This window comes from Microcoleus sp. PH2017_28_MFU_U_A (genome assembly GCF_020738035.1).
In the GTDB taxonomy this organism is placed as follows: Bacteria; Cyanobacteriota; Cyanobacteriia; order Cyanobacteriales; family Microcoleaceae; genus Microcoleus.
Genome location: NZ_JAEQCX010000074.1, coordinates 56801 through 83495 on the forward strand (window position 1 = coordinate 56801; position 26695 = coordinate 83495).

The 26695-nt window shown below is 44.4% G+C and carries 28 protein-coding genes and 1 tRNA gene; 13 read left to right on the forward strand and 16 right to left on the reverse strand.

The window, feature by feature from the left end; all coding sequences use genetic code 11:
* Positions 1–108 precede the first annotated feature (108 nt).
* Positions 109–489 carry a c-type cytochrome gene (locus JGK14_RS18475; protein WP_293213588.1) on the reverse strand — a complete coding sequence of 127 codons (381 nt, stop codon included), beginning with the start codon at positions 487–489 and terminating at the stop codon, positions 109–111.
* A 182-nt stretch (positions 490–671) separates the two neighbouring features.
* On the opposite strand from JGK14_RS18475, the gene petG reads away from it, so the two are divergent.
* On the forward strand, positions 672–791 hold the full coding sequence (gene petG / locus JGK14_RS18480) for a cytochrome b6-f complex subunit V (protein ID WP_006632329.1): 120 nt from the start codon (positions 672–674) through the stop codon (positions 789–791).
* A 304-nt stretch (positions 792–1095) separates the two neighbouring features.
* On the opposite strand, the gene JGK14_RS18485 is transcribed toward petG, so the two are convergent.
* The 10 genes from JGK14_RS18485 to JGK14_RS18530 all read right to left on the reverse strand — a co-directional run bounded on the left by JGK14_RS18485 (position 1096) and on the right by JGK14_RS18530 (position 10720).
* Positions 1096–2178: a glycosyltransferase family 4 protein gene (locus tag JGK14_RS18485; protein ID WP_293193274.1), complete on the reverse strand. Its 1083-nt coding sequence runs from the start codon at positions 2176–2178 to the stop codon at positions 1096–1098.
* A 299-nt stretch (positions 2179–2477) separates the two neighbouring features.
* Entirely contained in the window at positions 2478–3548 is a 1071-nt protein-coding gene (locus JGK14_RS18490; RefSeq protein ID WP_293218579.1) for a glycosyltransferase family 4 protein, read from the reverse strand.
* Between the two features lie 342 nt (positions 3549–3890).
* On the reverse strand, positions 3891–6020 hold the full coding sequence (locus JGK14_RS18495) for a glycosyltransferase (RefSeq protein ID WP_325315354.1): 2130 nt from the start codon (positions 6018–6020) through the stop codon (positions 3891–3893).
* A gap of 10 nt (positions 6021–6030) precedes the next feature.
* Complete coding sequence (locus JGK14_RS18500) at positions 6031–6564, reverse strand: hypothetical protein (RefSeq protein ID WP_325315355.1); 534 nt, start codon at positions 6562–6564, stop codon at positions 6031–6033.
* A gap of 108 nt (positions 6565–6672) precedes the next feature.
* Positions 6673–7746 carry a glucose-1-phosphate thymidylyltransferase gene (locus JGK14_RS18505; protein WP_293182892.1) on the reverse strand — a complete coding sequence of 358 codons (1074 nt, stop codon included), beginning with the start codon at positions 7744–7746 and terminating at the stop codon, positions 6673–6675.
* A gap of 426 nt (positions 7747–8172) precedes the next feature.
* Positions 8173–8883 (reverse strand): M15 family metallopeptidase, encoded by a 711-nt coding sequence (locus JGK14_RS18510; RefSeq protein ID WP_293225064.1) that lies wholly within the window; start codon positions 8881–8883, stop codon positions 8173–8175.
* A 24-nt stretch (positions 8884–8907) separates the two neighbouring features.
* On the reverse strand, positions 8908–9261 hold the full coding sequence (locus JGK14_RS18515; RefSeq protein ID WP_293182896.1) for a DUF5615 family PIN-like protein: 354 nt from the start codon (positions 9259–9261) through the stop codon (positions 8908–8910).
* On the reverse strand, positions 9261–9497 hold the full coding sequence (locus JGK14_RS18520) for a DUF433 domain-containing protein (RefSeq protein WP_293182898.1): 237 nt from the start codon (positions 9495–9497) through the stop codon (positions 9261–9263). The genes JGK14_RS18515 and JGK14_RS18520 overlap by 1 nt, the downstream gene beginning before the upstream one ends.
* A 128-nt stretch (positions 9498–9625) precedes the next feature.
* Entirely contained in the window at positions 9626–10288 is a 663-nt protein-coding gene (locus JGK14_RS18525) for a class I SAM-dependent methyltransferase (RefSeq protein ID WP_325315356.1), read from the reverse strand.
* Between the two features lie 120 nt (positions 10289–10408).
* Positions 10409–10720, reverse strand: coding sequence for a hypothetical protein (locus tag JGK14_RS18530; RefSeq protein WP_325315357.1), 312 nt, complete (start codon positions 10718–10720; stop codon positions 10409–10411).
* Between the two features lie 338 nt (positions 10721–11058).
* On the opposite strand from JGK14_RS18530, the gene JGK14_RS18535 reads away from it, so the two are divergent.
* From JGK14_RS18535 to JGK14_RS18555, 5 genes are all read left to right on the forward strand, one after another.
* A complete protein-coding gene (locus JGK14_RS18535) occupies positions 11059–11529 on the forward strand; it encodes a MarR family winged helix-turn-helix transcriptional regulator (protein WP_293182904.1) in 471 nt (156 codons plus the stop codon).
* A 166-nt stretch (positions 11530–11695) separates the two neighbouring features.
* Complete coding sequence (locus JGK14_RS18540; RefSeq protein ID WP_293218568.1) at positions 11696–13378, forward strand: HlyD family secretion protein; 1683 nt, start codon at positions 11696–11698, stop codon at positions 13376–13378.
* A 514-nt stretch (positions 13379–13892) separates the two neighbouring features.
* Positions 13893–14525: a Panacea domain-containing protein gene (locus tag JGK14_RS18545; protein WP_293233837.1), complete on the forward strand. Its 633-nt coding sequence runs from the start codon at positions 13893–13895 to the stop codon at positions 14523–14525.
* A gap of 71 nt (positions 14526–14596) precedes the next feature.
* Positions 14597–14995, forward strand: coding sequence for a hypothetical protein (locus JGK14_RS18550; RefSeq protein ID WP_293193266.1), 399 nt, complete (start codon positions 14597–14599; stop codon positions 14993–14995).
* Between the two features lie 14 nt (positions 14996–15009).
* The gene (locus JGK14_RS18555; protein ID WP_293182910.1) at positions 15010–15366 is read left to right on the forward strand and encodes a hypothetical protein; all 357 of its coding nucleotides are present in this window, start codon (positions 15010–15012) and stop codon (positions 15364–15366) included.
* Positions 15367–15438: 72 nt separating this feature from the next.
* On the opposite strand, the gene JGK14_RS18560 is transcribed toward JGK14_RS18555, so the two are convergent.
* Both JGK14_RS18560 and JGK14_RS18565 read right to left on the reverse strand, forming a co-directional pair.
* Positions 15439–15816: a hypothetical protein gene (locus tag JGK14_RS18560; protein WP_293182912.1), complete on the reverse strand. Its 378-nt coding sequence runs from the start codon at positions 15814–15816 to the stop codon at positions 15439–15441.
* A 53-nt stretch (positions 15817–15869) separates the two neighbouring features.
* Positions 15870–16469 carry a DUF6232 family protein gene (locus JGK14_RS18565; protein WP_293182914.1) on the reverse strand — a complete coding sequence of 200 codons (600 nt, stop codon included), beginning with the start codon at positions 16467–16469 and terminating at the stop codon, positions 15870–15872.
* 473 nt (positions 16470–16942) lie between these two features.
* Between JGK14_RS18565 and JGK14_RS18570 the strand changes: the two genes are divergently transcribed.
* The gene (locus JGK14_RS18570; RefSeq protein WP_325315358.1) at positions 16943–18337 is read left to right on the forward strand and encodes an NB-ARC domain-containing protein; all 1395 of its coding nucleotides are present in this window, start codon (positions 16943–16945) and stop codon (positions 18335–18337) included.
* A 19-nt stretch (positions 18338–18356) separates the two neighbouring features.
* On the opposite strand, the gene JGK14_RS18575 is transcribed toward JGK14_RS18570, so the two are convergent.
* A complete protein-coding gene (locus JGK14_RS18575) occupies positions 18357–18767 on the reverse strand; it encodes a putative toxin-antitoxin system toxin component, PIN family (protein ID WP_293197387.1) in 411 nt (136 codons plus the stop codon).
* On the reverse strand, positions 18757–18981 hold the full coding sequence (locus JGK14_RS18580; RefSeq protein WP_293193522.1) for a hypothetical protein: 225 nt from the start codon (positions 18979–18981) through the stop codon (positions 18757–18759). The genes JGK14_RS18575 and JGK14_RS18580 overlap by 11 nt, the downstream gene beginning before the upstream one ends.
* A 110-nt stretch (positions 18982–19091) precedes the next feature.
* Between JGK14_RS18580 and JGK14_RS18585 the strand changes: the two genes are divergently transcribed.
* The 3 genes from JGK14_RS18585 (at position 19092) to JGK14_RS18595 (ending at position 21198) form a co-directional block, all read left to right on the forward strand.
* Complete coding sequence (locus JGK14_RS18585; protein WP_293193523.1) at positions 19092–19259, forward strand: hypothetical protein; 168 nt, start codon at positions 19092–19094, stop codon at positions 19257–19259.
* A 39-nt stretch (positions 19260–19298) separates the two neighbouring features.
* On the forward strand, positions 19299–20084 hold the full coding sequence (gene xth / locus JGK14_RS18590; protein ID WP_293182924.1) for an exodeoxyribonuclease III: 786 nt from the start codon (positions 19299–19301) through the stop codon (positions 20082–20084).
* Positions 20085–20322: 238 nt separating this feature from the next.
* A complete protein-coding gene (locus JGK14_RS18595) occupies positions 20323–21198 on the forward strand; it encodes an SDR family oxidoreductase (RefSeq protein ID WP_325315359.1) in 876 nt (291 codons plus the stop codon).
* Positions 21199–21308: 110 nt separating this feature from the next.
* Here the strand turns inward: JGK14_RS18595 and JGK14_RS18600 are convergent.
* Positions 21309–21382: transfer RNA gene (locus tag JGK14_RS18600), tRNA-Pro, on the reverse strand.
* A gap of 98 nt (positions 21383–21480) precedes the next feature.
* Between JGK14_RS18600 and lipA the strand changes: the two genes are divergently transcribed.
* From lipA to JGK14_RS18615, 3 genes are all read left to right on the forward strand, one after another.
* On the forward strand, positions 21481–22350 hold the full coding sequence (gene lipA, locus JGK14_RS18605; RefSeq protein ID WP_325315360.1) for a lipoyl synthase: 870 nt from the start codon (positions 21481–21483) through the stop codon (positions 22348–22350).
* A gap of 1155 nt (positions 22351–23505) precedes the next feature.
* The gene (gene sigC, locus JGK14_RS18610) at positions 23506–24774 is read left to right on the forward strand and encodes an RNA polymerase sigma factor SigC (RefSeq protein WP_293182930.1); all 1269 of its coding nucleotides are present in this window, start codon (positions 23506–23508) and stop codon (positions 24772–24774) included.
* A 450-nt stretch (positions 24775–25224) separates the two neighbouring features.
* Positions 25225–26520 (forward strand): hypothetical protein, encoded by a 1296-nt coding sequence (locus tag JGK14_RS18615; RefSeq protein WP_293182933.1) that lies wholly within the window; start codon positions 25225–25227, stop codon positions 26518–26520.
* Positions 26521–26695 lie beyond the last annotated feature (175 nt).

A 26695-nucleotide genomic window follows, 5' to 3' on the forward strand; every position in this document is an offset into this window, starting at 1 on the left:
TTCGGGGTTAAGTTGACACTAATGCTATGTAGGATGCGTACTTCGCGCACCCTACTATTACCCGGACAATCAGGATGAGGGGAACGAAATTCCGTTCCCCTTTTTTGCTTAAATTTGTTGGAGATATTTCAGCAAGTCGGCCATTTCTTGCGGGCTCGGCTGAAACTGTGGCATTGGTGGGGTTCGCCCGCTGGTGACTTGGCGGATCAGCTCGAATTCGGATTTGCGCTCTGAAACTCGGTGCAAGTTGGGCCCAACTTGAGTCTCTCCGACGGATATGTGACACCCCGCACAGTTCATTTGAAAGATGGCGGAACCCTGAAACTGGTCGCCAGCAAGGGACAGCACGCTTTTGACGTAGGGATCGGCAACTTGAAACTGACGAATTGTCATCGTCGCCAACACGATCGCAAGCAACAGCGCGATCGCAAATATGAGCAGTCGCTCGATCGGGTTTTTAATTTCATTCGTGGCAATTTGGTGATTCAAAGGAGTGCAATTTTAAAATAGTATCTACAAGAAAATTTATTTCTCATCACATAGCTTAATCGTTTCCAGCGGGGATATCAAGATCACAGACCCCCAGAACTCCCAAGAATGGGAAAATTCATCTGTCTCAGTGCTGGTAATATTAAAAATAGATTGTTAAATCTTAACGTTAAGGAGCTCTCATGGTAGAACCGCTGCTTTCAGGTATTGTTCTGGGTTTAATCTTTGTTACTCTGGCTGGGCTGTTTTTTGCTGCTTACCAGCAATACAAGCGGGGCGATCAGTTGGGTATCAACAAGTAAAAGGGCCTAAGTCCCTCGGTGAAGCGGAGGGAGGAGATGGAGGAGAGGGGGAGAGGGGGAGAGGGGGAGATTGGAAAAATCTTTCTTCTTTCTTCTTCAGTCTTGCTTCTGTCAACTGTCAACTCTTGGGAGCATCTCAGTTTTGCATTTACAGTGCGAGCATCCCCGCTGGCGTATTTTACAATACGCGAGCGGGACGCTCGCACTACAAGAAAAAAAATGCTTTTTACAAAACTGAGATGCTCCCCAACTCTTCCCTCTTTCCTCTTCCAACTGTCAACTGTCAACTGTCAACTGTCAACTGTCAACTGTATCGATCGAGAATAGCAGCAGTTTCCACGCCTGTCTTTTCCCAGCTAAACTGTTTTGATCGGGCCAAACCGAGTTCCCGCAAGTGCGATCGAGCTTTGGTATCTATTGCCAGCTCGTGCATAGCAGAGGCTATTTCTGCGACGCTGTACGGATTGACTAACGATGCTGCGTCCCCCCCGACTTCGGGCATCGAAGATAGGTTAGAAGTGATGACAGGAGTGCCACAGGCCATTGCTTCGAGCACCGGCAGACCGAATCCTTCCCAAAGACTGGGGAATACAAGGGCGATCGCCCGGTTGATGACTTTCGGCAAATCAGCCGCGGGGAGGTAATTTAGGAATTTTACGCGATCGGACAATCCCAATTCTTGAACCTGGGCCTTCAGCAGCGGCGTATAGCGTTTATCTTCCGATCCCGTTATCCACAATTCGTACTCGGAATTATTGGGTAAAGCCGCAAACGCTGCTACAACTCGCTGGACGTTTTTATGGGGATTGTGGCGGCCCATATACAGGAAATAATTGCTAGTTGGTAAGTCTAGAAACTTAAAAAAACTGGTATCGTAGCCGGGAAAAATTCGTGTAATTAAAGAACTTGGAATCTTACAAAAATTAGTAATATCATTGGCGGTTGACTCGGAATCGCAGATGATATGTTCAGCTTGCCGCAATACTTGGGGAATGTAGTAGCGGTGATAAACTGCCAAAGGATCGAAGCGGCGGGGAAATCGTAGGGCTATTAGGTCATGTACTGTAATTATATACCGACAACCGCTAAATAGAGGAGCTTCGGGAATTGGCGAAAATAACAGGTTAGATTTTAGCTGTTTGTAAATTTTGGGAATTTGGGTTTGTGTCCACAGCAATCGGTTGATGTGTCCTCTGCTTCCTTGTTCTGGTGTGAGGTTCGCTGGGATTTCGTAGCAGTTATTATTGGGAAATTTTTGGGCTGTTAGTAAGGTTGGATTGAGGGTTTTTAGGTGGGGAAATAGGTTTTTAGCATAGATGGCTAATCCGGTTGGTTCGGAAATTAGGAAGGAGAGATTAATTAGTAGGTTGGATTCGGGGTTTGGCATATAATCAGATGAGGATTGCGGTTTTTTGATTGGGATTTTTTTTTGATTAACCGCAGAGGGCGCAGAGGGCGCAGAGAGAGAAAATAGAGAGAGGCAGGATTGAGAGATATTGTTGTAAGATTTATGAGGATTGCGGTTTTTGGTTGGGATTTTTTTTGATTAACCGCAGAGGGCGCAGAGGGCGAGGCAGGATTGAGAGATATTGTTGTAAGATTTATGAGGATTGCGGTTTTTGGTTGGGATTTTTTTTGATTAACCGCAGAGGGCGCAGAGGGCGCAGAGAGGAAGAGAAGGAGGATTTAAAGATATTGTTGTAAGATGTTGGCGGTTGCTTGTCCGGTTTTGTGCCAGCTAAATTCGGCCGATCGCGCTAAGCTAGATTTTTTTAAGTGCGATCGCACTTTTGAATCTGTGGCTACTGTTTGCATGGCTGCGGCTATTTCTCCGACGCTGTAGGGATTGACTAATAATGCCGCATCTCCGGCTACTTCTGGCATCGATGACAGGTTGGAAGTGATGACTGGTGTACCGCAGGCCATTGCTTCTAAAATCGGCAAGCCGAATCCTTCCCAGAGTGTGGGAAACACCAGGGCGATCGCCTGATTCATCAGTACGGGCAATTGCGAGTAGGGAACGTAACCGAGAAACTTTACTAAAGATTGTAAGCCCAATTGTTCCACTTGTGCGATCGACTGTGGCGTGTAGGCATTCGGAGGCCCGGCTAGCCAAAGTTCGTAGTTTGTGCGATCGGCTAAACTTGCAAATGCAGCAATTAATCTTTCCAAGTTTTTGTAACTATCGTGTCTGCCGGTATAAAGAAAATAATTTTTTGCTGGCAAGTCGAGACAGCGAAAATTAATATTATCACAAGCTAGGGGAATTGCGGTCATTTTCTGACGCGAAATCTGGTAAAAGTTAGCAACATCTGTCGCCGTTGCTTGAGAATCGCAAATAATATGTTCGGCTTGTCGCAAAACCTGGGGTATGTAGTAGCGGAAATAAGCTGTCAGCCGAGATAACTTTTGGGGGAATCGCAAAGGAATTAAATCGTGAACTGTAACTATGTAGCGACATTTAGAGTATAAAGGTGCTTCGGGAATTGGCGAGAATATTAGGTTTGAATCCAATTTATCGTAAATTTTAGGCAATTTAAATTGAGTCCACAGCAGTCTGTTAATTTGTCCTTTCGGCCCTCGATCCGGTGTGATGTTATCGGGGATTTGATAGCAACTATAATTCTGAATTTGCTGGGACGTAAGTAATGTTGGTTCTAGGTGTTGCAGTTGCGGGAAAAGATTAGCTGCATAAGTTCCGATTCCCGTGGGTTCGGGAGTTAGAAAGGATAAATTTATTAACAGTTTATTGGACACGTTTTGAGTAAAAATAAACTTGTGATTAGTCGATATTTGATATCAAATCAAGTCGATTTTCGGCGATATCTGTGGGGAAATGGCACTCCCTCCGCTACGCTTCGCCCATTGGTGTCAACTTACGATCAAAAACTTTTGTATTTATCGTTCGCATCTGAGTCCAGATCCCCCTAAATCCCCCTTAAGAAGGGGGACTTTGAGAATACTTTTGTCCCTTTTTAAGAAGCAGGACTTTGAGAATACTCTTGTCCCCCCCTTTTTAAGGGGGGCTAGGGGGGATCGAGGCTTAACTTAACACTAACAGACACTGCCACGTCCTTACCCACAGCTATATCTGTATGCTTAAGGTCGATCGAGTATTTGAGCAATCTCGCCTGGATTTGGCAGCCGAATTGTAGCATATTCCTGGTGAATAATCTCAAAAAAACTCTTGACTTTGTGTTCAAAAGGTGCGAGTCTAAAGTTCTGACTGCGTTGCTGTGCACCAGCTTGAAGTTCTGCTAACAAATCGGGATGAGCAATTAGTTGATGTGAATAGCGGCAAAGTTCCTCAACCGTATTGAACAAAAAGCCCGATCGCCCGTGTTCGACAATTTCCGGTTGTCCACCGCCACAAAACGCGATCGGAGCACAACAGTTTTGCATTGCTTCAACAGTCGCCATCCCAAAATGCTCAAACCTTTGGGGATTGACTTCGCCCAAACCGCAGCCATGCCAAAATATACTCGATTTAGCATAAAGCGATTTTACCTCATCTAAGGAACCATTGACTTTAAGTTCGATCGCCCTTGAATCCTGCTTCAACAAATTCTGAACCGTCTTTAAATAAGGATTTTTCGGAACACTGCTACCAGCTAAAATCAGCCGCCATCCTTGAAGTTCATCTGGATAATCTGCTAGCAAACTGCGGAAAGCTTGGATGAGTTCAATTTGCTTTTTTGTTCCCCCAGCTTCAAACTGTCCCACAGCTAAAATTATCTTTTCCTTCGACACTTTAGCTGTAGCCATTTCCACGGGCGGATACAGCATAAAAGTTGGTTGCAAATTCCAACGTTTCTCCAACCACTTGACAGTAAATTGACTGTTGGCAATAATAAAAGTGTAATCATCCACAGCAAAATGACGGTTGCGAAAAGTATTCGGGAAGTGGCAGAAAAATACTGATATCGGCGACAGCGGTTTGACTTTTTCGAGTTGGTTGGCGTTGACAAAAATATCGTAATTTTTGCTTTCTCTGGCAATTTCATCAAAGGGATTTTCCATATCCTCAGCGATGATACTGGAATCGATGCACTGCATTCCACGTTTCTCGTAAAACTGCAACGGAATAATCTTGATTTTGCATTCTGAAAGGTTGAGTCCGTACCACGACTCTAAGTCGGAAACAGCCACGGGTTTGTTGGCGATAAAAGTAATCTCAAATTCATTTTGCAGCAGCGAGGCGATGGTAGCGACGTATTTTTGCCCGCCGCCGATAAAATGCAGTCCGTGATCGTAAATTGCGATCGACATTTTGCGATCGCCCCTAACCACCTCCAATCGAGGTAAAATGCGATCGACCTTCATTCTACTGTAAATCACCGCCAACTTTTCCGTCAACTGCGGCAATACCGCTGCGACGATTTCCGGTTTCTGATAATCTAGCAGTTTTTTAATCGCGAAAAACAAACTCTCGAACAGCAAATCGTACTGCTTGTTACTAAAAAAATCCGAAGTATGAATCGATTTCACTAATTGCAGAGGTTCGTGTTTCGCCAAATACAAAAATCGATTGCGGTTGCAGAAATACTCGGTGAGTTTGCTACCTTTACTCGATCCTCGATACTCGTGATGGGCGATAGCTGCGGGAGTATAAAGCATTTTCCAACCGCGTTTTTGGCAGCGTTTGGAAAACTCTACATCTTCAAAATACATCACAAAATCTTCATCGATCGGCCCGACATCTTCCAGACATTCCCTGCGAAAAAGCACTGCCGCCCAACAAAGCCCTTCGACTTCCCTTTCTGTATTATACTGTCCCGAATCTTTCTCGCCAAAACCGACATCTTGCCAATAAAAATTAGGTAATTGCTGAATGCCCGCGCTGTTGATTCGCCCGTCTTTAAACAGCAATTTGCCACTAGCTGCACCAACTTTATTGTCAGTTTCTAGGCGTTTAACTAATATTTCCAGCCAGTGACTGTCAAGGGTTGCATCATTATTGAGAAAGCCGATGTATTGCCCTTTTGCTTCGCTGATGCCGAGGTTGAGGGCTTTGGCGAAGTTGTTGGCGGTATTCACAAAGATACGAACTTTGGGAAACAGTTCGCGCAAAGCATGAACCGAATCGTCTTGAGAGCAATTATCAATTACAATTAAATCGAGTTGTGATTCTGGATACGCAAGTTTTTGTAGGGATTTCAAGCAGTCTTTGGTGTGGCGCAGACCATTATAGTTAACTATAATAAACGAACATATAGGAAGTGTAGTCATCTTTGATGCTTTATGGTTGTCGATCGAGCAATTGAGCAGCAATCTCCTGTAAAATAGCAGTATGTTGCTGCTGTACTGCTTTGATTTGCTCTACTTCAGACTGAAAATTTGCGATCGCCTGTTGTTGACTCTCAAGCTGCGCTGTCACTTCGGGAAACCCGCTGCTGAATTCCGATGTAAGTTTTTTTTCTAGAGTTTGTTGATTTTCTTGCAATTTTTGCAACTGTGTGCTCAAGGTTTGCACGACGCGGGTATTGGCGAAATTGTAAATTACTTGTCTGTCTAGTACGGGCTTGAGCAATTTTCGGACAATTTTTCTGACGGCGATGACTGCGGAACCGAGCCGCCTTTGGTAAGATGTAATTGGAATGTTATAAATGTCAAAGCCCGCTTTGAGAAGCGCAATGTCTTCGTCATCTTCATTTTGGGCGATCGCACTATTTGGTCTTTCCGACAGCGACAACTCAGCAATACCAATTCGCGGCTCCAAAGTTTGCCGCAGTTTATCTATAATTTGTTGAGTCGGTATTTCTTCGTACTGCAATCTTCCGCCTCCTTTAAATTTATGGTGCGCCGAGGCGCACCATCTCGTAGACGTAGCAACGCGCACCATCGGGTAAATTGCCGCTACGAGAATAGTGCAAATCCTAAGTTATACTAACTCGATTTGACTGTCATCACCAATCATAAACCGCAACGCTTTAGGACGCGGCGGCGCATTTGTGAGTTGAGCTCGCTGTCCGATCACGCTGTCAACAATTCGCTGGTGAATGCCAACAATTTTCGCCCCTTGCAATATTACACTGTGTTCGATATCAGCATCAACCATCGTCACGCGATCGGCAATACTGCTGTAAGGCCCGATAAAGCAATTTTCAATGCGGCAATTTTCCCCAATTACCACAGGCCCGCGAACTGTAGAATTAATGATTTCACTACCTTCCCCTACTTGCACTCGCCCGATAATTTGACTTTTGGCATCTACTTTTAATTCAGTTGAAGCTACAATACAGCTATCTAAAATGATTTGGTTTGCACTCAGCAAATCATCTTTTTTCCCGGTATCCAACCACCAACCATCTAAATTGCAGGCTTCTACGTGTTTTTCTTGATTGATTAGCTGTTGGATAGCATCAGTAATTTCGAGTTCCCCGCGGGGCGAGGGTTGAATTTGATCGATCGCCTCGTGAATAGTAGGAGCAAAAAAGTAAATCCCCACCAGTGCTAAATTAGACGGCGGAACTATGGGTTTTTCTACTAACTGTAAAACTCGCCCATTCTCATCAACCTTTGCTACACCGAAAGCACTGGGATTGGGAACTGGGCGCAGCAAAATTAGAGCGTCTAGTTTTTGCTTATTAAAATTCTCTAAAAACGGATCTAGCTGACTCTGAATTAAGTTATCTCCTAAATACATAATAAATGGAGAATCACCCAAAAATGGTCTCGCAATTTTTACTGCATGAGCGAGTCCCGCCGGCTCTGATTGTAAGATATAAGTAATTTTTGCACCGAAGCGAGAGCCATCTCCTGTTTTCGCCTTCACCTCTTCACCTGTTTCAGGACTAATAATAATCCCGATATCCGTAATCCCAGCCGCCACAATGCCTTCAATTCCGTACCACAGTATAGGCTTATTTGCCACAGGAACCAACTGCTTAGCACCCGTATAGGTGAGGGGACGCAAGCGTGTTCCTTTGCCGCCAGAGAGGATGAGTGCTTTCATTGGTGAAATCTAAGTTATCCTTTAGAGTTTGCGGTGCTGGCTTGATTTGCCTGCACTTGTTAGCTCTCGTTAATTTTAAAGCACGGCTACCCCGCTGGCAATAGCTGACCCAAAAGAAGGAAGAATTGACAGTTGACAATTGACGGTTGACAATTGACAGTTGACAATTGACAGTTGACAGTTGACAGTTGACAGAAGGAAGAAGTAATCAAAGCAGGGGTTTCAGGAATCAAGAAGGTTTTCAGTATAGCAACCGCCACATGGGTGAAGACATAAATAACTTCATGAATAGAGTCGATTCCCGTTCTGCATCAATGATTTGATTCCCGTTCTGCAACTGTCAACTGTCCACTGCTATATCTTAGCGGTTGCAATCCAAATGATTTATGGCGATCGAGCATTCAGTCGTCTCAAATCTAAAATGGTTTAATAGCGGCCGTATCGGGCGATAACTTGACTACCACTATTCTTGTTATTTGTCAACCACGCCCACATCTGATCGCCCACAGAAAAATGCCACCACTCGTTAGGATGTTGCTCAAAACCAGCAGCTATCATCGCATCTTTCAATATTTGCCGGTGCAGGTGGTATTGCTGTTGTTGCGCGTCCTTGCTATTACCAAAATAATCGGGATAAGAACGTTCTGATATTTCATCAATCGGAGAACCCATATCAATTGGTCGATTATGTTCATCGACTAAAGTTACATCTAAAGCTGCACCTGTACTGTGAGGAGGAGGCGTCGCGCGATCGAGGCTCGGCACAGCCCAAAATTGATACACGTGTTCTATAATAACTTGGCGTTTGTCTTCGGAAACCGGAAATTCGCAGCCTTGAGCTACGGCAATTTGATTGAAAGTATAATCTACCATAAATTGCTGGACTTCCACGGGTCGATAAGCATCAAATATCAGAATTTTCCAATTTTGATGATTTTGCTGTAGCTGAGTTTGAGCTGCTACTAAACTATCTACAACTCCTTGCCGCAAATAGTAAGGTGAATCTGCTTTGCTGTTGTGATACGGAGCACCCAGCTTTTGATAAGGATGCGGATTTTCAAAGGCAAAATGTTCTGGTGGAATTGGGACTAAAGGCTCGCCGCATTCGTCAATTTCTATTTGCTGATATGGTTTCATATCAAGGTTTTACCTACTTAATTATTACTGGTGAACTACAATTGTATCGCGATTCATTTCTATCAATGAATGTTCCTCAAACATTTCAACCAAATGCGGCAAATTATTCACAAATAAGTCTATAAGTTGGTTGTTATTTATGTTGCCAGTCGTCAATATTAACAGCTTGTAAGGTTGCTGGCTAATCAGAAATGAATCGAGAAAATCTCGATCTTTGGTGATAACAATTCTGCTTTCTTGCATTGAAAGCAAGTTAATTTCTGAATCGGGAGTTGCGTTGAGTCGAGGTAAATCCTTAGTATGAATAGTATCGCAACCAGCAGATTGCAAAACGCGTGCCAGACGTACTGGTAATTGTGCATCTACCAAAAACTTCATTACACTAATACTCGATATATGCTTTTCACTTGAGTCAGCCGTGCTGCAAATAGCAAAGCAGCTAGAATATCTTCATGTTCTAAATCATCATAATCATCTATAATTTCTTTAGCATTCATACCTGAACTAAGTAATTCAAGAATCAACTCTACTGGATATCTGAGACCGCGAATACAGGGTTTTCCGTGACAGATATTTGGATCGAGTGTGATGCGTTGCAAAAGTTGGTTGTCCATGTTTTAGGAGCCACTGTTAAATATATTCTAAGAGAGAGAGCGTAACTCTAGCTCGGTTTGTAGTAAGGACTTTAGTGCTCAAAAAAATCAGCGGACTAAAGTCCTCACTACAAACATTTAAAAAAATCCTAACTTTGGCGGTAAGCAACTACCGCATAAAATGGATCGCCGCCTCCCATCCCCAGTATTTGCATAAAACTCGGCAAGCTAGACTGTTTAGCAATTACTTCCGGCTTGCTAAATCCGGGTATATTCGCTCCTTTGACGGAATCAAAGTAACCCTGGACTAATTTTACCCGATCGCCCTCCGAACCTTCCCGCCAAGCCGCAATTGCTTTCTGATAAAACATCCGGTTGGAAAAACTGATAATTGCGACGCCCCCCGGCTTCAAAATCCGGTGCATCTCGGCAAAAATCGCATCCGGGTTTTGCAAATACTGCACCGAAACGCAGTTGACAACCGCGTCAAACTCTGAATCGGGCAGTGGCAATTTAGGATTTGCGTTCAAATTCTGCACGAAATAATGATTCAGTCGGGGATTTTTTGCCAACTCCTCTTCATTCATGCCGTGCCCTTCGACATGAGCAAATTCCATTTCCTCGGGCAAGTGAGACACCCAACTGCTCATCATATCAAAAATCCGAGTATTCGGTTTCAGGCGTTCCCGATACAAGTCGGTTAGTTGCTGAATGAATCCCTCGTCTACGTGCGTCACAAACCGGGGATAGGAATAAAACAGATTGTCGTCGGTGTCGTCTAACTTGGTGCGCTGATTTCCTTGGAGTGGCATAACGTGCGATGTGCGATCGTAACTTTACTCTTCTTATTTTACTAATAATTAAGAAATGTAAACAGATTCCCCAGGATGGACTTTCCGGGACTCGCCTGATCCAATTTTAAATCATTCTCTTCAGAGTTTACTCAGTATTTTTATTATGCAAGACTCTGCTTCATTCAGCTTGTCACCACAGATTCCGGCTCGTTTATGCGTTGATTCAGAACTAAGAATAGCTGAATGAGCGGCTTCAAAATAAGGCATGAGCTGGCTCTTTATAGACGGATCGATCGACTCATTTTTTTTAAAATCATCACACAGGCTAGACACGGCCCATTTGGCATCACTCATCATTGTTGTTTCGTAGGCTTCTTGCACCTCGGATTGGGCGTTCTTTAATTGCTGAATGATTTGATCTATTTTTTTTCTTTGCTCTTCGCACATCACATTAATCACTCCTTGAGAGACTAAATTATATAGGAATAGAACAAATTATTATCGTCGGTATTATTGAACTTGGTGTACTGATTTCCTGGGACTAGAATAAAGTGCGATCGCAACTTTGAGCTTCCTATTTTAGGAATAATTAAGAAATCCAAACAAGTTTGACGAAAATTTAGCTGTTTTTTGCGATCGAGCGTGGGCGATCGCCCTCATTGTACTGACTTACTTGCTGCCGACTCCATCTCAAATCTCAAATCCGATGACCGAAAATCCGCGATCGCCCCTTGACAGCTCCCAAATAACATCTTACACTAATAATACGAACGCTAAGTAATAAGCCGATGGTTACTATATCCACAGTCGATCGCAAATATCTAGCTAGGTGGCACGATGTTCTCGCCCCCCACAGCCTGGGCTACCGCATCAAACTGCTAGGGCAGCTAGGGACTCGCAGGTTGCAAGAGATACTCGAACCATTTGGGCTGACACCATTTCACTGGTTGGTACTGTGCTGCTTGTGGCAAGAAGACGGCTTGCCAACTTCCAGCATTGGCGACAAACTGCAACAGGTAGGCGGTACACTCACAGGCGTGCTCGATCGCATGGAAGAAAGAGGCTTAGTCCGCCGCGAGAGAGACACGCGCGATCGGCGGATTTGGCGAATTTGGCTAACGGATGCAGGCAGGGAACTGCAAGACGTGCTGCCACCGCTGGTGGCGGAGATCCGAGAGAAGTCAATGACTGGCATTTCCAAAGCCGATCGAGAACTCTTCTCCCAATTGATCGATCGAGCGATCGTCAATCTTTCCTAAACCGCCAACAAATAGCTCTTTCGACTGAAGCGCAGCAGCATCTACCTCAACTACATTAAAAACAACTCAAAAATACTACGCACTCTTAAAACAAGCAGTCTTACTAAATAAAAACTACGTACCCTAAACAAACGACATCTTACTAAAGTATCAGGAGTCAAATACCATGAAAGGCACAAACGAAATCAACCCAGCAGAATTCAACGGTAACGGCAAAGGCAAAGCAGTAGCCCTCTTAGAAAAGCCGATCGACGACACCATAGCAAAAAGCCTACCAGTAATCCCCGCGCCAGAAACAGAAGTCAGCGCCCCCGCCGAACTCAAAACCAGCCCAGAAACAGAAATCCAAGCACCCCTGCCGGCGCCGGAAACACCGAAGAAAAAAGCCCCGAAAGCGATAATTTTAGCAGCGCTGGGCATCGGGGCGATCGCCGCGGGCAGCTTTGGCTACAATTATTGGCAATACGCCTCCATCCACCAAGAAACCGAAAATGCCACAGTAGCCGGACACATCCACCAAGTCAGCAGCCGCATCAACGGTACAGTCGGCGAAGTCTTAGTAGAAGATAACCAACAAGTAAAACCGGGCCAACTGCTGATCAAACTCGACCCCCGCGACTACCAAGTTAAACTGCAACAATCCCAAGCAGCCTTAGAAAACGCCCGCCGCCAAGCCGAAGCAGCCCAAGCGAATATTTCCCTAGCCTCTCAAACCAGCCAAGGTAAAACAGCCCAAGCCCAAGGAGATATCGGCACCGCCAACGCTGGCATTTCCACCGCCCAAGCAGCAATTAGGGAAGCCCAACAAGGCGTACCCGCAGCCGAAGCTGCTGTCGCTCAAGCTGAAGCCGGCGTACCCGCAGCGCAAGCGAAAGTCGCCCAAGCAGAAGCCGGAATTCCCCAAGCTCAAGCTAAAGTGACGGAAGCCGAAGCCGGAATTGCCGCAGCGCAAGCTCAGTTAGTGCAAGCGCAAGCTAATCTTGTGAAAACGCAAGCAGATTATAAACGGTACGAAAGTTTGCAGCAAGAAGGTGCGATCGCCGGCCAGCAATTAGACGCAGCGAGAGCCGCCTACGAAGTCGCCCAAGGCCAAACCACCGCAGCCCAACAAGGAATTGCCCAAGCTAGAGCCAGGTTAGCCCAAGCCAAGGAAGGCGTAACCGCAGCGATCGCAGCAGTAGCCCAAGCTCAAGAAGGAGTAAAGCAAGCTGAAGCTCAAGTCGCGCAAGCCAAAGTCGGCATCGCCAGCGCCCAAGCTAAAGTCGCTGTAGCCCAAGAAGGAATCAGCACCGCCGAAGCCAAACTGGCTGCATCGAAGGGCGGATTGCAACAAGCTCAAGCTACGGGCGAGCAAACTAAGGTCAGTCGATCGCAGTATGATGCTGCTAAGGCTGCGATCGCCCAATCGGAAGCTGCGGTTAAAGACGCTCAACTGCAACTTTCCTACACGAATATCACCGCACCCGCCGCCGGACAAATCGGGCGCAAATCCGTTGAAGTGGGGCAGCGGGTGCAGTCGGGAACTCCGTTAATGGCGATCGTCAGTAACGATTTGTGGGTAATTGCTAACTTCAAAGAAACGCAATTAGCAAACATGAAACCAGGCCAAAAAGTAGAAATCAAATTAGATGCTTTTGGTAGCCGCAAATTTGAAGGCCGTCTTGATAGTTTCTCCCCTGCTTCTGGCGCTCAATTCTCCCTATTGCCTCCCGACAATGCAACGGGAAACTTTACCAAAGTAGTGCAGCGGATACCAGTGAAAGTTGTGTTTGATGCCGAAAGCATTAAAGGTTATGAATCGCGAATTGCACCGGGGATGTCTGCTACTGTAAATGTTGAACTGAAATAAAGTCAGGATTTACGCAGGAAATCATGTAACCTCTGCACTGCCATTCCCGTCAAGATGAATGTCGAGCCTGGTATAGAAGTCCCTCTCTCCGATTAAAACCTCATAGTTTGTGGGTGTGTATTGCCAGCCAGCGATTGGTGCGATGGCTTACCAGAAAGAATTGGTTTAAAGCCTCTCTTTTTTAGGGAGAAATTAAAATCAGACGATTCATTACTCCAATCCTCTGACTTCCAGGTAGAGGTCGCTGTCAACTGTCAACTGTCAACTGTCAACTGAATGAAGCCCCACTTCGCGACGACTCACTTTACCTCATCGTACTGGTACCCAATCAGTAATCTGTCGGCTGGCTACACGCGCTTTTTCAGAAAATGGGAGACGAAGGGCGATCGGGCTTTGACTATCAGACCTGACTCTATTTCTATTTTTTCAGCATAAATCATACTATAATTTTAATTACGAGTATTGTAGAACAGTTTGCTATAATTATTTTAGTCAACGCTAAGAAATCCTAGCCATGACCCAAGCTCCTTCAATCAAAACTGAATATCAAGTAACTGTAAATTATCCAGTCTGGCAAAGAGTTGAGAAAATTGCTGAACAATTCAATTTGTCTGTTTCTGAACTATTGGAACATCTAGCTAAAGGTGAACTGAAAGTTGTTGCTGTTTCAACTAATTCGGAAACACTGAGCGATCGCGAGATTGCCAATTATTTCATTTGGTTAGCCTCGCAATTCGATGTAGAAATAAATGCTTACAAGCTACAAAAACTCGTGTATTACGCTCAAGCTTGGCATTTAGCAATTTATGGCACGCCACTCTTTAATGCGGATTTTCAAGCGTGGGTTCACGGCCCGGTGATTCCTGATTTACTAGAGAAGTATCAAAGCCAATTTAGCTGGGAACCAATTGTAGAAAGAATCGAGCGCCCGAAACTTTCTGAAGAAATCGGGGAATTTCTGGAAGAAGTTGCAGATGCCTATTTGGAGTATGATGATGAAACTTTGGAACGAATGATTTGCGGTGAAATGCCTTGGCTAGAAGCGAGAGGGGATTTACCTAGAGACGAATCTTGTCATGGGATTATTTCTCAAGAATCGATGAAACAATATTATTCGGGCCGTGTCAAAGAAGAAACCTCAGTCTAAAATTGTCCCTTCTAAAGGGAAACCGCACGCATAAATATGATACAATACAAACTACGCTCTTTGTAAAAGCCATGTCTCAAGCAACATTAACTGATGTTTCCTTAGATCCAATATTAGAGCGCTTGACGCAACTTGCCCAACTAGAACCTGACTGGGATTCTTATGGTGCATTGCCAGTTTCGCCCGTTGCTTTTGTAAAAGCCTGTCAGTTGCTTATTCATATCAAATACTCTCTTTCGCCTTTAGTTGGCGATCTAATTTTACCCTATGATGCAGCACCAATTGCTAATGGTAGCCTACAACTGGAATGGCGAACCCCACACGACAATCTAGAAGTGGAAATTAAACCTGATATGAGTTTCAGCTATCTACTAATTAAGGGAGAAGGAAACGAGAGAAAATTTGAGGAAAAAAACCAGGTGTCATTATCTGAAGTCCTGAATGTGGTGTCTCAGCTATTGATTCCCTAAGTCAGGATGAGATAATGCTAGAAGAAATTGCAGACAATGATATTCTTTATCGTCGGATTCCTCATGTACATCTTTATGAGGATGGTACTGTAAAATCAGTTGCTTTCCAGGTTAGAGGAAAACCTGATAACAGTATCTCAGTTGAGTTGGCGAGGCTAACAACTCCCCAGGAAGTTTTAGCTCGTGCGAGAAATTCTGACACTACTAAAGTGGGTGTGTTGGTAGCAGGATATGCCCGTTCTTTAGGTTTCATTATCCGCCACGATCCCTTGCAGGATAATCCAGCTCATTGTCTTATTGATGGGGAAAACAATAAAGTCAAGTGTAAACTATTGGCTGAGGCTACAACTATTTTGACTTTGCCTGAGTAAAGGCGATCGGGCTTTTTGACAATTTGGGATTTAAGGGCGATCGCTCTTTTTTTAAAATCTGGATACTAAGGCTTACTTATCTTCTTCCAGTAAACTTTCAAGCATTGGAGTTAGGATTTTCACGACTGGATTATTTGTAAGTTCCATTAGTACTGCTACTCCACCAGCTTTCAAAGCTTTAAGTACCTTTCCCTTCACATCAGGCTTTTTCTCAATTTCTTCCATAGCTTTTGTAGCAAATGCTGATTTCTCGACAGCCGTTTTTGTTGGGTATGTCTCAGATAACTGATTTAAAAGCTGCTGAATTTCTTTTGCTGCCTCAGCTAGAGTTTGCCTTTGTTCAGGTGTCATATTTTTAACACTGTTGACAAAAATGCTACCTTTTACTTCACCAGTATTAGCAACGCTACCGATAAGATCGCGAGCGTTTATTGATTTGTTGTCAGTCATTGCTTGTTTCTCCTATTTTGCGAAAACTTGAAGTGACTCATCGCTGTAAATCACTAGACATTATTGACAACATCACCTGCAATCTTTCCAGATATCACTGCTGAACCGTAGCTGTTTTCAATTTTGATAGATTTATCTTCGATTTTATCAATTTTAAGAGTATCAAAATTGAATGCTAAAGCTTTTACTTCTTCAGTATTCATAATTCTGTACAAAGTCACAACAATCGCCAGAACAAACTCTTTACTTTTGCTTTTTAGAATTACTCCTTCCCCTGAGTTCATACCAATGCTTAGCCCATAATTCTCGACTCTCCGGCTTTTTTCCAGATTGCTGTGCTGCGACAACAGCCAGCACACGTAAATTATAATCAGAAGACCAAGACCATAAAAAGCAATCAGAAAAACGCCGAGTACAAGTAAAAACCAATACCATGATGGAACAGATGTATTAATCGCATATGTTTTTGTGAGGTCAGCCACTGCAACAGTGGATATATTCCGTATTTGATATACCGTATTGTCAAATACGAGGGTATTATTAATCACCTTTAACAAAGATGTCTCAATCGGTATATTTTTTTTGTCCGAATCACTGTTCCCTTGAGGCAATAGTTGATGCAGTTGTGATTGGATCGACTGATTATATGACATAGGGTATTTTCCTTAATTAACGTCATTGGTAGTATTCCTCAATCAAAAGCTTCCTCTAGTCTTTCAAGTTAGACCGTAGAGGTGTTACAGCGGGTTGCAAAGTAACCCGTTTTGTCGAGAATATACGCAATACTGCCACTCATACGTGTTGTAAAGTTGCACCCTGCTTAATCAAGCATAACGAATTTGGCTTTTGCATCCTCAAGCTTGGTCTATTCCTTCAAAGTAAGGCGTGTTCCAGAATACTTAGCGCGGTCATTACTGGTATGGGTCAGTAGTGATTTGTATAAGATTTACCCTTTCAATATCAATTTTTGTTTAAGAGCTAAATTTTGTCAAGTCGGAAAAAGTCATTTTTGGTAGATATTTTTATCTCAACTAAGCCATAAAAAACCATATTTAGTTGATCAAAACCTATAAAGTCATATTTAGTTAGGTTATAATCGATGGAAATCCTTGTATAAACCAGACCAATGGACATCGAAGAAGTCTTACAAATTGCCAATCATTTGACTTTTACTACAACTGGCCAACAATTAGACAGTCTGCAAAAAGCTATTTTACGCGGTGCTTGGGATAATCAAAAATATAGGGAAATTGCCCAGCGCAACCATCGCTCAGAAAAATATATTAAAGAGGTTGGCTTCAAATTATGGAAATTACTGTCAGTTGCATTAGAAGAAGACGTGACTAAGTTGAATTTTAGATCTAGGTGGGAGAAATGGATAGCATCTAATATTTCAAATTCTGGGAACTGTGTACAAATTGGTAATGGTAACGTCAATGTGTGTGGAGAAACTTTGCAATCTTCGGAAGTTCCACAAAAGCAATCGCCCTCCTATAACCCAGAGAATACTGAACCTATAATCTGTCAAGACTTAGGCGACGCACCAGAACCCAACTTATTCTATAACCGCACATCCGAACTCTCCACCCTCGAAAACTGGATTTTAACCCGCACCCGTCTCATCACCATATACGGCTTATCCGGTATTGGCAAAACTGCCCTAACTCTCCAACTAATCCCACAAATTCAACACGAATTCGATCGCATTATCTGGCGAAGTCTCCGCAACTCTCCACCTCTCGCATCACTCCAAACCGACTTAATTCAATTCTGTAGGGGCGGTGCCCCCGTGCCCGCCCCCTCCCCCGAAGAAAGGGCAACCACGGGGGGATTGCCCCTACTAGAATATCTGCGATCGCACCGTTGTCTGATCATCCTCGATGATATCCAAACCATCTTCAGCAGCGGACAACTCGCAGGCAACTACCAACCAGGCTATGAAAATTACGGCACATTCTTCAAACAACTAGCAGAATCATCGCACAACAGTTGCTTAATCCTCCTGAGTTGGGAAAAACCCAGAGAAATCGCCGCCTTAGAAGGCGAAAACCGCCCCTGCAAATCGCTGCAACTCAAAGGTTTAGGCCCGGAAGCACAAGAAATATTCAGAGAAAAAGGTTTAGCAGAACCGGAGAAATGGTCAGAACTAATCGACCTTTACCGAGGCAATCCCTTATGGTTAAATATAATTGCCACATTGATTCAAGACTTATTCGGCGGCAGCGTTTCCGAATTCTTATCCTATGATACCCTATTCTTAGGTGACTTAGAATCACTATTGGAGCAGCAGTGCGATCGGCTAACCGAACCAGAAAAACAAGTGATATCCTCGTTAGCTAGTGAAGCTGCACCAGTTGAAATATCAAAAATTTCAGCCCATCTCGAATTATCCCCATCAGCATTATTACAAGCTGTGCAATCCTTGGGACGGCGTTTATTAATTGAAAAAGTGAAACAAGGTCAGAAAACACTTTTCACACTCCAGCCTGTATTGATTGAGTATCTGAAAAACCAGCATTAATAACTGACTGAGTTGGCGATTAACTAAATCTATCAATAAACATATCGGGAGTAATAATTTCTACTGTCCTAAAAGGATTTAATATCAACAAATCCATATCCCCCGTAACAATTATATTGGCATTACCACTAACAGCCAACTCTAAAAACTTATTATCTTTTTCATCTCGACACACTGCGATTTTTTCGGTAATAGAGACTAACTGAGAAGAACTGATAAATTTCAGCAAAAATACCTTTCTGTCCTCTAAAGAAAGATACTTGTTAAACTTTTGACGATTCAGAACTTGCTCTAATTCTTTTAAAGTCGCTTCAGAATATAAAATTATTCCTTGTTTTTCTGCCAATTCGATCGCCCGAAATGGTACTGAGGTTTTAAAAAGCAAAGCACTGATTAAAACATTAGTATCGATCGCAAATCTATTCGTCATTATCGGCTAAAATCTCCTGTAATATTTCTGGTGTCAAGCCGCGCTGTTGTGCTTTATCAGAAATTTCTGCCATTACCTCTGTTAAAGTTTTGTTGTGTAAATTTTCTCTCAAAAACAATTGAATGATCGAGCTTAACTGTTTCTGAGTCTCAGGAGTAGCCCCTTCAAACGCCTTCTTAATATCTTCATCAACTTGAATTGTAATTGTTGTCATAACTAAAAAAATAAAAACTTAATAAGAAAACAATTTCTTGCTTAAATTTATTGTATCACAGGGTGTGAAGTTCAATTTCTAGGAAGACCCCATATCCCTCAGCTTGCGCCATGCTATCAGCCAAATCTGCCTCAATGCGCTTACGTGCGATTCACGCTCGGGATAGCTTCGCCGATCGCACATCCGAACTCACCAGCCTCAAACTGTACTATACTATAGAGCGTCCCACTGGCGACCATCGCTCACGAGCATCCCGATCGCACTCCGATGCAGAGTAAATCTAAAATCTAAAATCGACTAATCTATTACTTACTATAATGAAAATTGCCACCTGGAACGTCAACTCAATTCGCATCCGCATAGAACACATTACTAACTGGTTGCAAACCAACCAAATCGACGTTCTCTGCTTGCAAGAAACCAAAGTTACAGACAAAGACTTTCCCCTGCAACCCTTCCTCGACATCGGCTACAACTGCTACATCTCCGGTCAAAAATCCTACAACGGCGTCGCTATTTTTAGCCGATCGCCCCTGTCACAAGTCAGCGCCGGATTTGCCCCCATTCTCGGCGACGCAACCGTCGGCAGCTTCGACGAACAAAAGCGCCTCATAGCCGGGGTTATAGACGATATTTGCATCATTTCCGTATACGTTCCCAACGGTTCCGAGGTTGGTTCCGAGAAGTATCAATACAAACTGCATTGGCTCAAACTGCTGCAAGAATACCTGAAAATAGCACTAGACAAATCGCCCAACCTGTGCATTTGTGGCGACTTCAACATCGTACCGGACGATCGAGATATATACAATCCCAAAGCTGCTGCAAACTCCGTTGGCCTATCAATACCCGAACGCCAAGCATTAACAGAAATCACCGAATTAGGATTAAACGACCCCTTTCGCAAATTCACATCAGAAGGCGGACATTATAGCTGGTGGGACTACCGCGCCGCCGCATTTCCCCGCAACAACGGCTGGAGAATCGACCACCATTATCTCAGTTTGCCCTTGTACGAACAAGCAAAAAACTGTACAATAGACATGGCTCCCAGAAAATTAGTTAAACCCAGCGACCACGCCCCCGTAATTGTCGAAATTTGATTTATCAGTTATAAATAGGACTAAGGCAAAAGAAACCCGGTTTCTACCATAAATCTTAGGTTGAGCAACGAGAAATTCAAGAAACCGGGTTTCTAAAACCCTAGGTGATGCTTGGCAAAAGAAACCCGGTTTCTAACATAAATCTTAGGTTAAGCAACGAGAAATTTAAGAAACCGGGTTTCTAAAACCCTAGCTTCTTTCTTCTTCCTTCTTCTATAACAACCAACACCCAAAAATCATGTTCTTAGTAACCGGAGCAACAGGCGCACTAGGCCGCCGAATTGTACGAGAAATCAGACAGCAAGAAAAGCCTGTCCGCGCATTTGTTCGCCTCGCTTCTCGCTATTCAGAACTAGAAAACCGAGGCGCCGAAATTTTTATCGGCGACTTAAAACAAGACAAAGATATCAAAAAAGCTTGCCAAGGAGTGCAGTACATCATCAGCACCCACGGCACCGGCGGCGACGTTCAAGCAGTACACTACCGCGCCAACATAGAACTGATCGACTGCGCCAAAGAAGCCGGAGTTGAGCACTTTGTATTTCTTTCTGTACTGGGAGTCGATCGCGGATACGAAGATTCAGCAGTATTCAAAGCCAAGCGAGAAGTCGAAAAATACCTGCAAAACAGCGGATTAAATTATACCATTTTGCGGCCAGCCGGTTTCGCTTCGAGTTTGCTGCCCCTAGCAGAAAGATTTCGAGAAACCGGACTTTACCTGCTGATTGGCGACGGCAAAAACCGCACCTCTGTTGTCAGTACCGACGACTTGGCTCATATTGCAGCAGACTCGCCAACAGTAGAAGGCGCGCGCAACCAAATTTTATCAGTCGGCGGCCCCGATGTGCTGACCAGAGACGACATTGCCCGCATTTTCGGACGCTTGTTCAATCGCGAACCCGTGGTAATCAACCCGCCGTTGATGGTATTTGACGGCTTGCGAAATGCCTTGGGTTTGTTGAATCCTCAAGCTCAAAAAGGCTTGGGAACTTTGCGGGTATTGCTGGGTAACGAGTTTTTCTGCACTCCCGAAGAAGTGCAAAAATTGGAGTTAATCTACGGCATCAGAATGGAATCCCTAGAAAGCTTTTTGCGGCGCAATTTGAGCGTTTAAAAAACTGGTTCGCAGTTGCGCTTGTTTCTCGTTACCAGGCAGAGCCTGGTAATGAATATCCAGAGGCTCTGCCTCGAAATTGCTGCGGAATATCCGATTTACTTTAACAATCGGGATGACAGGATTTGAACCTGCGACCCCCTCGTCCCGAACGAGGTGCGCTACCAAGCTGCGCTACATCCCGAAATTAGTCAATAGATTTTTAAGATATCACATTTAAGTCAAAACTTAGCCACCTCCTAGTATAATGTTTTGTAAAACACTACTCAGACGGAGGCAGGCGTGACAGTTAAGCCCCAGTGGTTGCGAGTTAAAGCCCCTCAATGGGAGCGCGTCGGCAACGTCAAAGAAATTTTGCGGGATTTATCCCTGAATACGGTTTGCGAGGAGGCGTCGTGTCCGAACATCGGCGAATGCTTCAACGCAGGTACTGCTACATTTTTGATTATGGGGCCGGCTTGTACCCGCGCCTGTCCTTACTGCGATATCGATTTTGAGAAAAAGCCCCAAGCTTTAGATCCGACGGAACCCCAAAGATTGGCGCAGGCGGTGCAGCGACTCAAACTCAATCACGTTGTGATTACTTCTGTTAACCGCGACGATTTGCCGGATGGGGGCGCGTCTCAGTTTGTCGAGTGCATTCAAGCTGTACGATCGACAATGCCCGATACAACTATAGAAGTTTTGATTCCCGACTTGTGCGGCAACTGGCAAGCTTTAGAAATTATTCTCGCAGCCCGGCCCGAGGTACTCAACCACAATACCGAAACCGTAAAGCGACTTTACCGCAAGGTGCGGCCGCAAGGAAAGTACGATCGCACCCTGGAACTATTGCAACGCAGCCGCGAACTCGCACCTGGGGTTTACACCAAATCCGGGATTATGGTGGGACTGGGGGAAACAGATGCCGAAATTCGGGAGGCGATGCAGGACTTGCGGGCTGTTGGCTGCGATATTTTGACCGTGGGACAGTACCTGCAACCGACTCAAAAGCACTTGAACGTTGAAAATTTTGTGCCGCCGGAACAGTTTGATGCTTGGAGAAAGTTTGGCGAATCTTTGGGATTCTTGCAAGTTGTCGCTTCTCCCTTAACTCGCAGTTCCTATCACGCCGAACAGGTGAGAGAATTGATGAAACTTTACCCGCGCTAGTAATTTAAGTTTAACTGAACTGGCGCGAGAGAGAATGATTGTCACTCAAACTCGATCGCGTAACAGCATTGTTAAACAGTTGACAGTTGACAGTTGACAGTTGACAGCGAAGTGATAAGAACGGAGATTTAAACTCCGCTCTTATCACAATCTGCCGACCTGAGTAAGGGCTTCAAACCCATGCTATTCGGTGACAATTTAACCTAGGGAAGCATTTGCTCCTCAGCAATTATACTTACAGCTTGCTCTAATTTTGGGTGAAAAACTGAGATTTAGGCGATCGATATAGCTGCAAGCTTCCCTAACGTCCGGAGTGCCATATCGATCGCCCCTCGCCCCCAAATTGCGAATTTTACACTCCTAAAAAAACAGTTTTTTCGGTAATCTTACTGATTGACAAATGCAATGCCATTCTTGACTTTTCACCAATAGGTAACGGCGAGGAAAAACCTACGCTTTCTGTGCCAGCGGGAGTTCAAAAGACCCGGTTTTTGATGCCGATCATATTGGGTGAGGTTAAATGGGAAGCCCCAGCCAACACCAAAAAAGTTATAGATCGATCGCCACATCCAACTCCCAACCTACGCCAAATACATCGATTAACCGGGTTTTTTCCTGGAATTCCTGGGTTGAAATGCCGAATTTTTGTCAGGAAACCCGGTTTTTCCCTTAACTGCCAACTCGATAAGGGAGACTCAAAAAACCATGAATCTCATATGGTGCAAGGGATTAAGCTTCCTGTGAGCTGTGGGGTATTTAATCAAGAACCCCGAATTATATAAAGTTTTATTAAAAAAATCCCTATTTTGGCGAAGTGATCGGGAACCAGGTTATTGGTGATGAAGATTAACTTAACTTCTGACCTTGGTCACTTGTTTATAGCCAGTCTCTATCTATACTAGCTATATAAACAAAGAAGTACAACGCACTTTTCGGGGCTTCAAACTGTTACATCAGAAAGTTCTTAGCGTTTTCCCGAATCTTGGTAAAACAAGTGGGGCAGCCAAAGCTCGATCTCTCCAACAGCACAAAAGTCAGAAAAGTTAGTAAAGAAACAAACAGCGGTGATGCTTCGTCTTAACAAAGTGGGCATCATAATTATAAATAACCGCTAAGCGTAGCATCTTTTCACCCGGAGCCATTGAGAAAATCACTATGCCAGCCACCTCTTTTTACGCTCAAGCTGAATTCGACGAACAACTGCGAGTCAATCCCTTGCAAGATGTAGATGTGTTGGATGAAGATGCTGAAGAAGCTGGAGACGAACCCATCGACCAAGACTCAGCAGAGACTGAAGATGCAGACACAGCATCCAAATTGCAAAAAAACGCTAGCCGCCGCACTACAGATTTAGTGCGCCTGTACTTACAGGAAATCGGTCGGGTGCGTCTCTTGGGTAGAGACGAAGAAGTCTCCGAAGCTCAAAAAGTTCAGCGCTACATCAAATTGCTGGAATTGCGCAACACCGTCGCTTCCCAGGAAGAAGGGCTGATTCAAAGCTTCGTGCATTTAATAGAAGTGCGCGATCGCCTGTCTGCACAATTGGGACACAAACCTTCCCTGGAACGCTGGGCATTAACCGCAGGCATCAGTGACGTGCCAGAACTCAAGCGAATTATGGCCGAAGGCAAGCGCCAGTGGGCAGAATTGGCCGAGATGACGGTAGAGGCGATCGAAAAAATTCAAGCTGAAGGCATCGAAGCTAAAGACCACATGATTAAGGCGAATTTGCGCCTGGTGGTTTCCGTGGCAAAAAAATATCAAAATCGCGGTTTAGAATTGCTCGATTTAATACAAGAAGGTACTCTCGGACTGGAACGAGCTGTCGAAAAGTTCGACCCGACACGGGGCTATCGGTTTAGCACATACGCCTACTGGTGGATTCGCCAGGGAATCACGCGGGCGATCGCGACTCAAAGCCGCACCATCCGCCTCCCCGTCCACATCACCGAAAAACTTAACAAAATCAAGAAAGCCCAGCGCAAAATATCTCAAGAAAAAGGTCGCACAGCTACGATCGAAGATATCGGCGTCGAATTGGACATGACTGCCGCTCAAGTTCGGGAAGTATTGCTGCGAGTTCCTCGCTCTGTTTCTCTGGAAACTAAAGTGGGCAACGAAAAAGATACAGAGTTGGGCGACTTACTCGAAACCGACAGCATCTCGCCAGAAGAAATGCTGATGCGAGAAGCTCTGCACCGCGACTTGCAACAATTGTTGGCAGATTTGACTAGCCGCGAACGAGATGTTATTCTGATGCGCTTTGGTTTGGGCGACGGACACCCCTACTCGTTGGCAGAAATCGGTCGAGCTCTGGACTTGTCCCGCGAGCGAGTCCGCCAAATTGAAGCCAAAGCTTTGCAAAAACTCCGCCAACCCAAGCGTCGCAACCGCGTGCGCGACTATCTTGAGTCTCTGACTTAAATTAGCTGGTGTGCATTTACTGACAAATAGGGTTTAAAGCCTCGTCCTTCTTATAGGACGGCTTTCATCATAGGGTATGTATTGTGGATGCGCGAGATCTAAAAATCCGGTCTCAACTCTAGAATCCCAAAACAATCCTATAGGTTGAGGCATCAACCTATAGGGCTAGGCAATATCAAACAAGCGATGCTTGCTTTGTCTGTTTGAATCCAGAATCCCGATTCCTCAAGGTTCGGGAGTATGTCAGTGTATTGGTAATGTCCGTTTCTGGATCTAGGTAGAAGGCAGAAGACAGAAAGCATAAAGCAGAAGAAAAAATTATTACTTCTACACGATTTCTCTGTCTAATTACTAGAAACACGAATATTGGAGTATATTGGGGTAAGTCAATAGATCGGCTTTGCAACTTGATTTGAAAATCAGAGTTCAACAAACATCTCAGGTCGAAAGATGCTAAAACCTCAAAAAGGATTTTCCATTGCCACTAAGTCAGTCAAGGCGAAATTGCTTCGTTCTGGTTTTGATATGCAGCCAACTAAGGCAGCCTATAACGAGATAGTTCATTTCTATTTCCTACTAATTGCCGAAGCTCCTCAAGGCATCCTGACAAAAGAAAATGGAGGCTGGCGTTACTACGAGCTACTCACGGCTAATCATCCTTTCGTAAAAGGCTTTCCTTCTGGGATGAAGAGAGCAGCCATCAGGCAAGCAATTGGTGCTTATAAAAGCTGGAATTCAACCTATCAAAAATGGTTGAATCGCCCAAAAAGGCTCAAGCACCACAAGCCACCGCTCCATCAAGGAGCGTTTAACTTTAACCCTCAGTACGATGCTGGGATGTGGAAAGAGGATGATGGTTTTTCTATTGTTCTAAAGATGCTGGTAGGCGATTCATGGAAGTGGATAAAACATCAGTATCAATGCCCTGACGTTCCGACCCAATGGGTAAAAGGCTCCCCTAGAGTGCAGGTTCAAAACGGTTCTTTGTGGATAGTTTTTCCACTTGAAAAATACGTTCCTGCTACGGGTGGCATCAAAGGAATCATGGCAAAAAGCACGTTTCGGACCTGCGGAATTGACATGGATCTCGACAAGTTCATCGTCATTGCTAGCATCCTAGAAACCAACGACAGAGGCGAAACGACTGAAGTCGCTAGACATTTCATTAACCAGTCGCGTCATGTAGCTCGTAGGAAGCGGAATCTAGGAAATATCGCCATCAAAATGGGCAAAACGGGAATCATTTCCCGTGGCTTTGCTAAAAAAGCATGGGACTCTTTATCTGCTGTGGAAATTGAATATTCAAGAGCCGTATCCCGCGAGCTTGTTGAGTTGGCCAATCATTGGCGGGCAAATGTGATTAGCTTTGAGCATCTGGGAAATTTGCGACCCAAACGCGGGAAATATTCAAGACGCTCAAATCAAAAACGTGCTTACTGGTTGAAAGGCAAAATCTATGAACAAGTCAAACGAATTGCTTATCAAGATTATGCAATTCTCACAACTCGCGTTAGTCCGATGAATACGAGCCGTCTTACCCCTTGGGGCGAGCCTGTCTGGAGAGGATGCAAATTCCCTTCAAGCCCGACTGAGTTTGATAGCTATCGACCGGGGGCTGCATTAGTAGCAACTGTGGATGGGTACAAAGCTCATAGTGGTTTAAATGCCGCTCGTAATGTGGCTCTAAAAGCAATTAAGCGCCATCTTTCAGAGGTGATGCTTCATCAAAAAAGCCTACAGCAGTAATGCTTGAGGTGTGCAATTAAACTAGAACGGTGTTTGGCGACTACCACTTTAATTGTACGAGGCTTGGGTAAACTGCCTAAAAATTCCTTTCCACTACGCTCTATTTGGTTGGGCTAGCCCCACAAACTGAAGGAAGCGACTACGGAGGAGTTGAAAAAGTGAACTATAGGTGGAA

What these genes read in the sequence shown, in the direction of transcription:
- petG (WP_006632329.1), top strand. Translation starts at nt 672, where the DNA reads ATGGTAGAACCGCTGCTTTCAGGTATTGTTCTGGGTTTAATCTTTGTT.
- JGK14_RS18485 (WP_293193274.1), bottom strand. Translation starts at nt 2,178, where the DNA reads ATGCCAAACCCCGAATCCAACCTACTAATTAATCTCTCCTTCCTAATT.
- JGK14_RS18495 (WP_325315354.1), bottom strand. Translation starts at nt 6,020, where the DNA reads ATGACTACACTTCCTATATGTTCGTTTATTATAGTTAACTATAATGGT.
- JGK14_RS18505 (WP_293182892.1), bottom strand. Translation starts at nt 7,746, where the DNA reads ATGAAAGCACTCATCCTCTCTGGCGGCAAAGGAACACGCTTGCGTCCC.
- JGK14_RS18510 (WP_293225064.1), bottom strand. Translation starts at nt 8,883, where the DNA reads ATGAAACCATATCAGCAAATAGAAATTGACGAATGCGGCGAGCCTTTA.
- JGK14_RS18515 (WP_293182896.1), bottom strand. Translation starts at nt 9,261, where the DNA reads ATGAAGTTTTTGGTAGATGCACAATTACCAGTACGTCTGGCACGCGTT.
- JGK14_RS18520 (WP_293182898.1), bottom strand. Translation starts at nt 9,497, where the DNA reads ATGGACAACCAACTTTTGCAACGCATCACACTCGATCCAAATATCTGT.
- JGK14_RS18525 (WP_325315356.1), bottom strand. Translation starts at nt 10,288, where the DNA reads ATGCCACTCCAAGGAAATCAGCGCACCAAGTTAGACGACACCGACGAC.
- JGK14_RS18535 (WP_293182904.1), top strand. Translation starts at nt 11,059, where the DNA reads ATGGTTACTATATCCACAGTCGATCGCAAATATCTAGCTAGGTGGCAC.
- JGK14_RS18540 (WP_293218568.1), top strand. Translation starts at nt 11,696, where the DNA reads ATGAAAGGCACAAACGAAATCAACCCAGCAGAATTCAACGGTAACGGC.
- JGK14_RS18545 (WP_293233837.1), top strand. Translation starts at nt 13,893, where the DNA reads ATGACCCAAGCTCCTTCAATCAAAACTGAATATCAAGTAACTGTAAAT.
- JGK14_RS18550 (WP_293193266.1), top strand. Translation starts at nt 14,597, where the DNA reads ATGTCTCAAGCAACATTAACTGATGTTTCCTTAGATCCAATATTAGAG.
- JGK14_RS18555 (WP_293182910.1), top strand. Translation starts at nt 15,010, where the DNA reads ATGCTAGAAGAAATTGCAGACAATGATATTCTTTATCGTCGGATTCCT.
- JGK14_RS18560 (WP_293182912.1), bottom strand. Translation starts at nt 15,816, where the DNA reads ATGACTGACAACAAATCAATAAACGCTCGCGATCTTATCGGTAGCGTT.
- JGK14_RS18565 (WP_293182914.1), bottom strand. Translation starts at nt 16,469, where the DNA reads ATGTCATATAATCAGTCGATCCAATCACAACTGCATCAACTATTGCCT.
- JGK14_RS18570 (WP_325315358.1), top strand. Translation starts at nt 16,943, where the DNA reads ATGGACATCGAAGAAGTCTTACAAATTGCCAATCATTTGACTTTTACT.
- JGK14_RS18575 (WP_293197387.1), bottom strand. Translation starts at nt 18,767, where the DNA reads ATGACGAATAGATTTGCGATCGATACTAATGTTTTAATCAGTGCTTTG.
- JGK14_RS18580 (WP_293193522.1), bottom strand. Translation starts at nt 18,981, where the DNA reads ATGACAACAATTACAATTCAAGTTGATGAAGATATTAAGAAGGCGTTT.
- JGK14_RS18585 (WP_293193523.1), top strand. Translation starts at nt 19,092, where the DNA reads ATGCTATCAGCCAAATCTGCCTCAATGCGCTTACGTGCGATTCACGCT.
- xth (WP_293182924.1), top strand. Translation starts at nt 19,299, where the DNA reads ATGAAAATTGCCACCTGGAACGTCAACTCAATTCGCATCCGCATAGAA.
- JGK14_RS18595 (WP_325315359.1), top strand. Translation starts at nt 20,323, where the DNA reads ATGTTCTTAGTAACCGGAGCAACAGGCGCACTAGGCCGCCGAATTGTA.
- sigC (WP_293182930.1), top strand. Translation starts at nt 23,506, where the DNA reads ATGCCAGCCACCTCTTTTTACGCTCAAGCTGAATTCGACGAACAACTG.
- JGK14_RS18615 (WP_293182933.1), top strand. Translation starts at nt 25,225, where the DNA reads ATGCTAAAACCTCAAAAAGGATTTTCCATTGCCACTAAGTCAGTCAAG.